Raw genomic sequence first — 11027 nt, 5'->3', positions numbered from 1 at the left:
CTTTTTACTACTATAGTTGTAGTATTTGGGTGGTAATCATAAGTGTAATCTACTGAAAAAGTAGTAGTATAATAGTAATCAACAATACCTTGATCTACTTCATCAACAACAACTTTAGTAGAAACTTCTTTCAGTCCGTATGCATTTATACAGCTAAATTTAGAAGTTAGTGCATCAGCAATCTCTACTTGTAATAATTTGTTAAGCTTTGAATCTACATTGTAAACAGTCTCTACAGTGTTTGCATTTACAGTAATTGTTGAAAGTAAAAAAAGTGCAACTAAAAATTTCATGTTGTCTCCTAAAGACATGTGTTAATAATTGCAATCTAAGTATCACTCTAAATATTTGTTTTACAGTTATGGTTTTGTCAGACTTGATTAGGAAAACTTAATAAAGAATTTCTGCACAAAAAAGGCCTTCAAATTTGAAGGCCTTATAATATATTCTTAATTTAAATTAGAATTTATTTTACGATTCTATCACGCCAAGCTCTAATGTCTTTAGCAAGATAGTCATACTTCATAGAATCTAAAGTATATTGAGCAAACTCATAATCAGTTGTGTGAGTTAAACACTCTGTAGGACAAACAGTCGTACAGAGACCACAATAACAACAAAGAGCTGTATCAATTGTATATTGATGAAGATCTAGCCTTATAGGGTTACCATTGGAAGCTTTTAACTTAGGTGCATCCTTATCCCTCTTAGTCGCTGTAATGTAAATACAGTCAACAGGACAGGCAACAGCACACTGGTAACAACTAATACAGTTTTCAGCGTCGTTAAAAAGTCTTGATCTAGAGTTTTCAGGTAAGATTTCTCTAACTTCTGGATACTCAATAGTCACAGGCTTTACACCATAGACATACTTGATAGTGATCATCATACCTTTAGAAACTGTTTTTACAGCACGAAAAATATTAAACAACCACTTCTTAAAAGTTAGTCCTTCATTTTCAGTTGTCGTAAGTGTTGTCGTATTCATCGGTCAACCTCTCCAAGAACAATATCAATTGATCCAATTGAAGCAACAAAGTCAGCAATCATCTGACCTGGAGCCATATCTGGAAGCATTGAAACGTGTGTAAAACATGATGATTTAACTTTAACCCTGTATGGGTTCTTAGTTCCATCAGAAACAATATGGTAACCAAGCTCACCTCTAGGGCACTCAGTTCTCATATAAATCTCGCCCTTTGGTACTTTAAGAACTTTTGGAACTTTCCCCATAATAGGACCTTCCTCAATTCCTTCAAGACACTGACGTACTATTTTAATAGACTCAAAGATCTCCATTATTCTTACATAATAACGATCCCAGCAATCTCCAACTTGTCCTTTAATACCTTCACCAACGACTGTATTAAAATCAAACTCTTCATAGATTGAGTAAGGTCTTTGCTTTCTTAAATCCCAGTCAATTCCAGAACCTCTAAGCATTGGACCAGTTGCTCCATAATCATAGGCCATTTCTTTAGAAACAACTCCGACATTAGCAGTTCTTCCAATAAAGATTGAGTTCTCACCCACTAGGTTATGGTATTTTTTAACATTTTCTTCAAGCTCAACTAGGAAATCTTCAATTCTCTTTAACTGAGCATCATTAATGTCAGTCCAAACTCCACCTATCCAGATGTAGTTATAAAGAAGTCTAGCTCCTGAAAGTTCTTCAAAAATTCTTAAGATAAATTCTCTGTCTTGGAACGCATATAAAAATGGAGAAAAGGCCCCAAGGTCAATTGCGTAAGTCCCAAAGAACATTAAGTGAGAAGCAATTCTTTGCATCTCTGCCATCATAACTCTGATGTATTCTGCTCTTTTTGGAACTTCTGTACCAAGCATTTTCTCAATAGCAAGACAGTAACCATGCTCCATATTCATTGCAGCAAGGTAGTCCATTCTATCTGTGTAAGGAATAACTCCTCTATAATCTAAAAATTCAGAATGTTTCTCTTTACATCTGTGCAGGTATCCAAGGTGTGGAATTGCTTCAGCAACAGTTTCAGAGTCAGTCTTAATTTCAACTCTCAAAACCCCGTGTGTCGCCGGATGCTGAGGACCCATATTTAGAGTCAGAAGGTCAGTGTGAAGTTTTTCTTGTTTAGAAATATCCATCTTACTCTCCCTTCTCTTCAGTTGCTTTTGCAGCTTCGGTCTTCGCTTTCTTTGCGGCCTTAACTTGAGCAACTCTATCTTTAGCTTTATTAGCTAGGTCTTGATCTATCCATGCGTGATCATCAACCCATGATCCAGAAACCTGAGTTGGATCTTCGTGCTCAACTCTCATCTTTGCAAAGAACTCAATATCATCTTTGTTAATCTTCTCAGGAGGATTAACAACCATGTCCATATACTTCTCTTGAACTACGTAGTCTTTTCTTAAAGGAAAACCTTCCCAATCTTCAGGACATAAAATTCTTCTATGGTCTGGATGATTTTCAAAAACAACGCCTAACATGTCGTATGTTTCACGCTCTAAAAAGTTAGCAGCTTTCCATACGTCACAAACACTCTCAACCTTTGGAAGATTATTCTCATCTCCTCTTGGAAGACGAACCTTAACAATTAGCTCAGTGTTTTCAATAAAACTAGCAACTATATAGTTAACTTCAATGATGTTTTCTTCTGGATAATCAACACCAGAAACAACCTGAAGAACATTCATTTTAAATTTATCACTAGACTTAAGAGCAGAACAAACTTGCTTAATAAAAGTTGCATCAACAGTTATTGAACTATCACCAACTTCAGCAATATTTGCAACAGCATTACAACCAGCAACCTCTGCATTTAAAAACTCTACAACTTCATTATGCATGCTTCACCCACTTATCTCTAAGAAGTCTCTCATTAGCGATCTTCTTTTGAAGAGTCATTAAACCTTCAATTAAAGCTTCAGGTCTTGGAGGACAACCAGGAACATATACATCAACAGGTACAACTTCATCTACACCCTTGAGTACGTGATAACCATGTTGCCAATAAGGTCCACCCTTATTTGCACAAGATCCCATTGAGATTACATACTTTGGTTCTGCCATTTGCTCATAAAGAGTTTTAATTCTTGGTGCCATTTTAAGTGTTACAGTTCCTGCAACAATCATTAAATCGGCTCTTCTTGGTGTGGCCATAAAAGCTCCACAACCAAATCTTTCCAAGTCATACTTAGAAGCACCTGTTGCCATCATCTCGATTGCACAACATGCTAAACCAAATGTCATAGGCCAAAGTGAATTCTTACGACCCCAGTTAAAGAAGTCATCTAACTTCATCAAAACGACGCTGTCTTGCATTAGCGTTTTCCTTTCTTTGTTCAATTTTAAATTTTTGAAATTATCTCATATTTTTTACCTTTAGGACATGTTTTAGTCAATGTAAGGGCGTGAAAAAATACCAAAACTGTCAGACAAATGCTATGCGACATTCGACGACGATATTAGTCAAAATAAGATTTAAGGACGAAATTGAGAACAACGCGTCTTGTAAGAAGCGTAGAGACTTTTAAATTTGCCATGTGCGACAGAAGCTGGGAAACGAGAATTAGTCGACAATCCGTCCCTCATCATTGCTAAGCGATTATAATCATTTTCGCATGCTTTCCCCATAATTGTTGTAAATTCACTGAGGGCTGCAACTGGATATGGAAGTCCATAGGCTGAGGATATATATAAGGCCTCCCCTTTACCTAATTTAGGAAACCTAGTTTTTTTCCAACCATATTTGTTTAATATTTCATCAAAGTTTCCAAAATACTGCCCAACATCATAAAACTTCTCAATACCAAGCTCTTTAGAAAACTCTCCAGAGATAGGGTCAATTACATTTTTACAGTTTGAACTACTATTGAAACTTGTCGGTCTAAGTTCTTTAAGTACTCTACACTCAATTAAGTATGCATCAACTTCACCACCACGACCTTCGATGACTGAGCTTACAAATTGATCTACTGTAAATTTAGACACATATGGATTGAAAGGATCTCTATAAGAGTAATGAGTTAATTCGTGTGCTAAGTCTAAAACTGCATCTTTAAATGATAAGCCCTTATTAAGGTAGACCTTAGATTTTGTCTGATAGTGAATCTCTCCTGGGTTATCTGGGGAGAACTTTCTTATAAGTGTAGTATCTGTTAATGAACTATTCCCAACATCAATAACATCTCTAAGCGTTAAACCTACACTTCTCGCCTTCAAAGAAGCCTTCTCTAATATTAGTTTTCCTGTTCTTGAAGTTTTTAGGCTTTGGATAACCTTATCTAGAGAAGCTCTTTTTCCGTCACTATTACTATACCAACTTGTATTCCAATTAGTTTCAGACTCAATATGGATAACTCTCTGACGACGCTCAAAAGACTTTGCCTCTACAGTCTGTAGAAACAAAAGGAATGAAAATAGAATTAATGATTTTGATAGAGCACTCATTAACCTATTTTCGGAATTTTAAAATGAAGTCTTTAGAAGTTTACTCTCTTTTGAATAAAGTACTTTTTCTTCTCATCCTCAACTATTACCTGACCAATTGACTTAGTAGAAGATATATCACCTAGTGTTCTTACCTTTAACTTGTAAGTTCCAGGCTTAAGGTTAAACTCGGTCATTCTAATACTTGCTGGAATAGTCGTCCACTGCCTAGTATCGGCCCTCTCAGATGCCTCTATACCTTTACTGGATGCAACATATTGAAGAACTGCTCCACTCTTAGCTAAGAATTCATTCTTCTTTTTCAACGCTTTGTAAGTTGCATAAGCGGCCAAAATAGCCACAACATGCTTAGTCGCTAATCTTGCCCCTAGTTTAGGATATAACCAAGCGGACTGCTCAACGATGGCCTGACTAGCAATATCCCCTACAGGGCTAATAAGAGGGACTATAACTTCTTTGACTTTAGTCTCTTCCTGCCAAACTTCAAGTAGAAGAGAAGGAGACGCTTTAAAACTCTCTATAGCAGGGAGCTCAAATGAAATTGCAGACTGTGTAGCTGCAACATAGCCAACGGCGAGACCAACATCATGTCCGACAGGATCATAATTTCCAGCAGGTGGTGAAAGGCCTAAAATATTTGCAGAAAATCTTCCAAGAAGTAAAGCCAGGGCGGGACTCTTAGTTGCCAAGCTATCACTGAGACCAAAGTATTGTTTTGAAGCAATTTTCTGAGGAATTATACCTTCTTCTATCAATATAGAAACATTTCCAGAATTTAAAGATGCTACTTTACCAGTATTTATTCCAAAAGGAACAATCTCTCTTTTCCAGCTTCTAGGTCTTAATTGCTTGCTAAGTCCTAAGATTTTGCTTCTAAGAAACTCTCTTAGTTCTTCTTGGTGATTGGACATTGAAATATATTCTTTTTCTACTATATTCAGCCCAAGCTTTGGAAACTTTTTAAAGTCTTTTACAAAATTGTTACTTTTTAAATTAAAGGTTTTATAAGCATTATAGTTTTTGATAAGTAAGTTGTATGCGTCTTTATAGAGTTGGTACGCTATTTCTAAATCTTTAGAGCCACCAATTGTTTGGTGAATTCTTGCACCAAGTAATTTGGCAGAAAGATCATTTTTAAAAACCGATATTCCCGATCTATCATTTCTTAGTTCGTTTAAAAAAGAGTCCCAGGCAAGCAGCTCAGCTCGTGCCCTATATAACTCCTGTCTTCTTTGATTATCATTTAAATCTTTCCATACTAAAGATTTTTTTCCACCTTCTTCAATTTTATACTCATCAACTTTTTCATTATAGGAAAGTAGAAAATGATTCAAGGCCTGATAATAAAATAGAGTAGAAAGTTCATATTTTTCACCGTAGTAAATATCCGAACTCTCATTTCCAATATATGTTTTCAATTTTTTAGAATAGCGAACAGTGTATTGTTTTCTTACTAAAGTCTTAGCCTCTTCAAAAGTTTTAATTGAAGAATTGTAGTGACCCATCCCATGCTGAAGAAGCCCCTTCTCCATAAGATAAAGTAATTTCGATTCACTGTTTTTCTTATAAAAAGAAGAAGCCTCAAGAGACTTCAATGCAGAGGAGTAGTCCCCTCTTTTAACTTGCTCTCTAAGTGTTTTAGAAATCTTTCTTCCTCCAGTTGCACAAGAAGCAACCAGAGAAAGAATTAATAAAGATGAAAGTAATTTATAGATTCCTACCACCCACTAGCACTTTGATTAGAAAATTTAGACAGTTTTGCTCTTGTTCTTAATACTTCAAGACCAGATTCAATATTTGTCATACGAATATTTACAGAATACTGCTTAATTGTTTTTCCATCTCTAGTTGCTGGCTTCATGTAAATATTTCCAAAAATCATTACATCAGCTCCAACTTGCTTACCAATATTCTTAGCAGTTGAAGGATCTACCATTCCATCATTTTGATAAGTAATCTCTTTAAGAATATTTTCTCTCGATGAAGCGTCTACTAAGATAAAATCACCACTTGCAGAAATTTCATTTAAGAATTCATCGTTAATATCATTGATTGGAAAATAAGCTTCTGAAGTTAAGTTCTTCACCTCTCCTATAAATACAGTAGGAGTTTTCCCAGATTTTCTTAAGTATCTTTTAAACCCTTTGTGATCTGAAATATTTTTCAATATTTCAGAAACAACTCTTTCAGTATCGCCCTGAACCCATTGGTCTGTAATTTCCATCGCTTTTTCATCAGACTCGGAAGCATCAACTCTCTTTGCTTGAAAGCTTCCACATGAAGTAAAAAGTAAAAGTGTCAGTAAACTTGCTAATATTTTTTTCATTTATATTCTCCTAATTAAATTTCGCCTTTCTTAGCTTTAGTAAAGTTCTCAGCTGCATTATCTAGTGCCTTCTTAACATTAGATTTTGTAGCTTCATCATCACTTTGGTTAGCTACAAAGTTAGCAGCTTCATCTACAGCATCTGCAAGTCTTTTACTATCCATTCTGATAAAGACAGCGCAAGTATATGCTTTAAAATCTTTCTTTGCACCAAGTTCAACTTTATAAGCTCTCTTTTCCCAGTACGTCTTAACTACTGCAGCTCCGTGGATTAACGCCTGAACTTTTTCAGCTAGAGTACTTTCGATATACTGTCTTAAAGGCTTTAAGTTTGGGTTATTCTCATCAATTGAAGCATCACCTTCAGTTGAAGTTGCAAGTTGCTTATCGATAAATGTAGCAATCTCACCACCGATATCTGCCTTTACATTTGCTTTTGCAATATCACAGGCAATTTTCCTAGAAACTTTTGGCTCAGTTTCAAATGAGAAGTACCTATTTTTTGCAGTATCCTTGTTCTTATCTCTTGCCCATACTTCAGGATCTTCAATCCAACCTGGTCTATAGTTAGAGCTTGCGTCTTTAACAACATACTCTCTGCTGATTCCCGTATTCTCTCTCTCTTCAACAACTCTCTCTTTATCCGATGACCCACATGAGGCAAGTAATAAAAGAGAAAAAATAACAAATAATGATTTCTTCATTCAGAAGCTCCTTAATCTATATTTAATTCATTAAACTTTTCATATATAAAATTATTTATTCCTGGTAGAGCATTTTCATATGATTGCTCTTGGGATCTTCCCGTCTGTATTATTTCGTACTTCAAAGAGCCTATTTCATTCTCATCTTTATTTAGACTTCTTATATTTAGGATAAATTTATATTTAACAAAACCTTTAACTTTTATGTATTGAGGTTCTTGTTTTAGTGAAACTTCAATTTTAAAATCTGCATTATCTCTCGTAACAATAAAGTCATTCTCAACAAGGTTGAATTTAATTGATTTCATAACTTCTTTAGTATTACTTATCTCTCGAACATTAAGAGAAACCTTTGTACCAAGTTCTCTTTTGATTTTCTTAAGCCTAAGAATTTCTGCCATTGATACAGAGGATAAATATTTTGATCCTTTTAAGATTCTATATTTATCGTGAATTGAAGCGCGAAGCTTTAACTTCTTTATAGATTTATTTAGTGAACTTCTTCTACCGTCTTTAACAAGAGCTTTAACTTCTGTGTCTATGCCCTTCATTCTATCTTCAAATATACCAGATGTTTTCGTCTTGTTTAAAGCAATAAGAGCAAAATGGCTTTCATCACTTTCATACCTTTCTTTAATATATGAACCTTCCAAAACCTCATCAGTAAACTCTACTATTTCACTGTAAGTCTCCTCACTTACCGAACCTTTAACAACATCTTCTTCAGTTGTACTTTTTGAAGTCGTAATAACTGATTGTGAGGATTTGACATTTACACTAAAAACTTTGGCCAGAGAATCTCTTGCTGCAGCTTCAGCAGCTAATGCTCCTGTAGCTTCACCTACTGCACATATTTCAGTTGGAGGACAAAACTCATATGGAGAGCTTATCCATATAGGTTGAGCGTAAATATTCATCTGGATAAGAAATATTAAACTTATTACTTTATACATATAATCCTAAGGAAAAATTTCTAAACTAATGCTAACGAATTGACGATAGAAATACAATTTTAAATATTTAGTTAATTTAAGAATACTAATACAAAACATAGACAAATAAGCTAACTTAACAATCAAAACTTTATATATATTTCCAACACCAGTTACTCGACAAAAACACTAAAGTATAACAACTAATTGACCGATATAATTAACTACTTAAGCAAGGAAAGAAAATGTTTCATAAAAATGGTATCAGGTTATATCTTATCACTTCTCTAATGTGTTTAAGTACAGAGTATATATATGGAGCTTCTCAATCTCAAGATGGAACAAATACCTTCCTATCTAATATTGATGGGATTGCTTCAATAAATTTAAAACTCACTCCTCATGATTCAACAATGAAAGACCTACTTCTGACGCATGACCAGAAAAATGCCGTCCTAAAAAACATAGATAAAGTTCTTAGTGAAAAGAATAAAGTTATTTTTGAATATATGAAGCTAACTAAATCTCTTAACTCAAAAGTAAATGAACTCTCTCTTACTCAAAGACTTAAAGGCGAATTCAAGAAAAGAGAGTTAAGTAATAGTATAGAAGGACAAGAAGACTTAATCGCAGATCTCAAGGGACAAATTGAGGAAAAGACTTTGCGAATAGGTTTCTTAAAGAAGATGGTTAAAAACCAAAACACTCAACTTACTGAAAAAATCAATAAACTGAATTATAAAATAAAAAATTTAACAAACTCATTTAATGAGCTTCCTGAAGAAATGGAAAAGATGGCCTTCTTATCAGAAAGTCAGCACGTTCAAGAAATTAGAACACTTCAAAATCAACTACATCAAAAAAGTATAAGAATCATTAGTTATCAAGACCAGCTAGTAAAATATAAGGATCTAAATGATATATCAAAAAGAAATCAACAACTAGCAATACAACTAGAGGATTCAAATGAACAGCTTAAGAAGTATCAAGTTTCATTTAATAGAATGGAAGAAAGGCTCGCTCTAGAGAAGATAAAAAATAAAAAACTTTCAGAATTTAATAAAAATATGAAAGAAGAATATAGCCAACATATCAATCTATTAAAAGAAAAGTATGTTGCTGCCCTAAAAAGAAAAGACTCAACAAGTAACGCCTCAAGAATGCCTGCAAGTGTTATAGAGAGTAAAGAAACTATTTCTAAATCAAACCTTGGATACTTAATCGAAATAGATCCAAGTCATTTAAAATTGATTCTAGATGAGAAATTCTTCTTTACATCAGGACAAACCAATTTAGACCAAAACTCTAGAATAAAACTTCAATCCATAATGAGTGCTTATAGCAAAGAAATATTTACAAACGAAGAGCTTAGAGACAGAGTCCAGAATATTCATGTCATTGGCCATTCATCCCCTAGATATAAAGGTCAGCCTTTAAAACCTATAGAGGCAACTAAAGAAGCCTACCAGGCAAATATGGAAGTTAGTCTCCATAGGGCCAAATCAATCGTGAAGGCAATTATAAGTGAGAACTTAGAGCTCCCATATAAGAATGAAATAAGGTCAAAACTTGTTGTATCAGGTAAATCTTTTTCTGAGCCTATACCTCTTGGGAGAAACCTTGCAAGTAACCAAGATGGAAGATGTGGTGATTATGACTGTGAGGCGTCTCAACGAGTTGAGGTAATATTCGAACTTCAAAAGAAAGAATAAAAGAAAACCCATATATTATTGCCAGGCTAACTTCTACCTCTGCCATTTTTTTTGGGCAGAGAATTCTCCTCCCCTCTAAATATATTAACAAGTTATTGCTCATTTCTCATACATCGAGACAACTATTGTCCAGAGTCTAAATTCCTATATCCTCATACACAGTCATACTGGGGTAGTAAGAAATGAAAAAGTTGTCAATTTCCACATTCTGGATTTTTGTTCTTTGTCTATGTTTAAGAACATACTCATACCTCTCTTATAGTGAATTAAAAGACAAGGTACAATCAAGTGAATCACTATTAAATGATGATAAGAAGAAAACTATTGCTCTTTTAAACACACTAAACGACCTTACTCAAAATAAACCCAAGGTAGATAATTTCAGAGAAGTCTCATCTAAAGATCTAGAAAGCCAGAGAAGAAAAGAATCAACAGTCATAAACTTCATTGAAGATTTCTACGCTAGTAAAGAGAATTTAGCAGAACTCTCCTATCATCAAAAAGTTATAAAAAATATTAATAAAGAGTTAAACGTAGAAAATGCACCATTAGAATATCTAGATATTGAATTACTTTACTATTTTGTTATTAGAGAGAACTTTGATCTTAGAGATTTCCAAAAGATTATTATTTTTGAAGATCTAGGATTTGATAGAGAAGCAATGGCAAAAATAAGGAAATTTTCTGTTTCTAAAGAATTTAAAATTGAGATACTACGATTTAAGAATATATATACCGAAGAAGTAGTAGAACCAGAATACTTAGCCAAGGAAAGTATTCAAATTGAAGATAATGATAATAATATAGATGATAGACTAATGTCGCCTGAAGATAAGGTTGAGTTTCTAAAAGCTGCTAACGAACAAGAAGTCGACCTTGAAGCAAAGCTAATGGAGTTAGACTACACTCCTGAAGAGATTGAAGAAATG

At 34.1% G+C, this 11027-nt stretch carries 12 protein-coding genes; 2 read left to right on the top strand and 10 right to left on the bottom strand.

Annotated elements, in window-relative coordinates; all coding sequences use genetic code 11:
* From ABX784_RS12895 to ABX784_RS12850, 10 genes are all read right to left on the bottom strand, one after another.
* Window positions 1-293: hypothetical protein (locus tag ABX784_RS12895; protein ID WP_372655465.1), on the bottom strand; the 293-nt coding region annotated here is incomplete at its 3' end.
* A gap of 173 nt (window positions 294-466) precedes the next feature.
* Window positions 467-988 carry a 4Fe-4S binding protein gene (locus ABX784_RS12890; protein ID WP_372655464.1) on the bottom strand — a complete coding sequence of 174 codons (522 nt, stop codon included), beginning with the start codon at window positions 986-988 and terminating at the stop codon, window positions 467-469.
* Complete coding sequence (locus tag ABX784_RS12885) at window positions 985-2118, bottom strand: NADH-quinone oxidoreductase subunit D (protein ID WP_372655463.1); 1134 nt, start codon at window positions 2116-2118, stop codon at window positions 985-987. Before ABX784_RS12885 ends, ABX784_RS12890 begins: the two co-directional genes overlap by 4 nt.
* A gap of 1 nt (window position 2119) precedes the next feature.
* Window positions 2120-2821 carry an NADH-quinone oxidoreductase subunit C gene (locus ABX784_RS12880; RefSeq protein WP_372655462.1) on the bottom strand — a complete coding sequence of 234 codons (702 nt, stop codon included), beginning with the start codon at window positions 2819-2821 and terminating at the stop codon, window positions 2120-2122.
* The gene (locus ABX784_RS12875; RefSeq protein WP_372655461.1) at window positions 2814-3320 is read right to left on the bottom strand and encodes an NADH-quinone oxidoreductase subunit B; all 507 of its coding nucleotides are present in this window, start codon (window positions 3318-3320) and stop codon (window positions 2814-2816) included. Before ABX784_RS12875 ends, ABX784_RS12880 begins: the two co-directional genes overlap by 8 nt.
* Before the next feature lie 135 nt (window positions 3321-3455).
* Window positions 3456-4424, bottom strand: coding sequence for a hypothetical protein (locus tag ABX784_RS12870; protein ID WP_372655460.1), 969 nt, complete (start codon window positions 4422-4424; stop codon window positions 3456-3458).
* 32 nt (window positions 4425-4456) lie between these two features.
* Window positions 4457-6148 (bottom strand): hypothetical protein, encoded by a 1692-nt coding sequence (locus ABX784_RS12865; RefSeq protein ID WP_372655459.1) that lies wholly within the window; start codon window positions 6146-6148, stop codon window positions 4457-4459.
* Window positions 6142-6750: a hypothetical protein gene (locus ABX784_RS12860; protein WP_372655458.1), complete on the bottom strand. Its 609-nt coding sequence runs from the start codon at window positions 6748-6750 to the stop codon at window positions 6142-6144. The genes ABX784_RS12865 and ABX784_RS12860 overlap by 7 nt, the downstream gene beginning before the upstream one ends.
* 14 nt (window positions 6751-6764) lie before the next feature.
* Window positions 6765-7454: a hypothetical protein gene (locus ABX784_RS12855; protein ID WP_372655457.1), complete on the bottom strand. Its 690-nt coding sequence runs from the start codon at window positions 7452-7454 to the stop codon at window positions 6765-6767.
* Window positions 7455-7465: 11 nt separating this feature from the next.
* Window positions 7466-8407, bottom strand: a complete 942-nt coding sequence (locus tag ABX784_RS12850) for an LPP20 family lipoprotein (RefSeq protein WP_372655456.1) — start codon at window positions 8405-8407, stop codon at window positions 7466-7468.
* A gap of 224 nt (window positions 8408-8631) precedes the next feature.
* On the opposite strand from ABX784_RS12850, the gene ABX784_RS12845 reads away from it, so the two are divergent.
* Together ABX784_RS12845 and ABX784_RS12840 are read left to right on the top strand one after the other, a co-directional pair.
* Complete coding sequence (locus ABX784_RS12845; RefSeq protein ID WP_372655455.1) at window positions 8632-10098, top strand: hypothetical protein; 1467 nt, start codon at window positions 8632-8634, stop codon at window positions 10096-10098.
* A 182-nt stretch (window positions 10099-10280) separates the two neighbouring features.
* Window positions 10281-11027: hypothetical protein (locus ABX784_RS12840; RefSeq protein ID WP_372655454.1), on the top strand; the 747-nt coding region annotated here is incomplete at its 3' end.

Source organism: Halobacteriovorax sp. (genome assembly GCF_041587335.1).
Lineage (GTDB): Bacteria > Bdellovibrionota > Bacteriovoracia > Bacteriovoracales > Bacteriovoracaceae > Halobacteriovorax.
The sequence above is the reverse complement of the archived record's forward strand: the minus strand, read 5'-3'. Positions and strand labels throughout refer to the sequence as shown.

Bases quoted from the DNA above. Each gene is read 5' to 3' on its own strand.
- ABX784_RS12890 (WP_372655464.1), bottom strand. From the start codon at position 988: ATGAATACGACAACACTTACGACAACTGAAAATGAAGGACTAACTTTT.
- ABX784_RS12885 (WP_372655463.1), bottom strand. From the start codon at position 2,118: ATGGATATTTCTAAACAAGAAAAACTTCACACTGACCTTCTGACTCTA.
- ABX784_RS12880 (WP_372655462.1), bottom strand. From the start codon at position 2,821: ATGCATAATGAAGTTGTAGAGTTTTTAAATGCAGAGGTTGCTGGTTGT.
- ABX784_RS12870 (WP_372655460.1), bottom strand. From the start codon at position 4,424: ATGAGTGCTCTATCAAAATCATTAATTCTATTTTCATTCCTTTTGTTT.
- ABX784_RS12860 (WP_372655458.1), bottom strand. From the start codon at position 6,750: ATGAAAAAAATATTAGCAAGTTTACTGACACTTTTACTTTTTACTTCA.
- ABX784_RS12855 (WP_372655457.1), bottom strand. From the start codon at position 7,454: ATGAAGAAATCATTATTTGTTATTTTTTCTCTTTTATTACTTGCCTCA.
- ABX784_RS12850 (WP_372655456.1), bottom strand. From the start codon at position 8,407: ATGTATAAAGTAATAAGTTTAATATTTCTTATCCAGATGAATATTTAC.
- ABX784_RS12845 (WP_372655455.1), top strand. From the start codon at position 8,632: ATGTTTCATAAAAATGGTATCAGGTTATATCTTATCACTTCTCTAATG.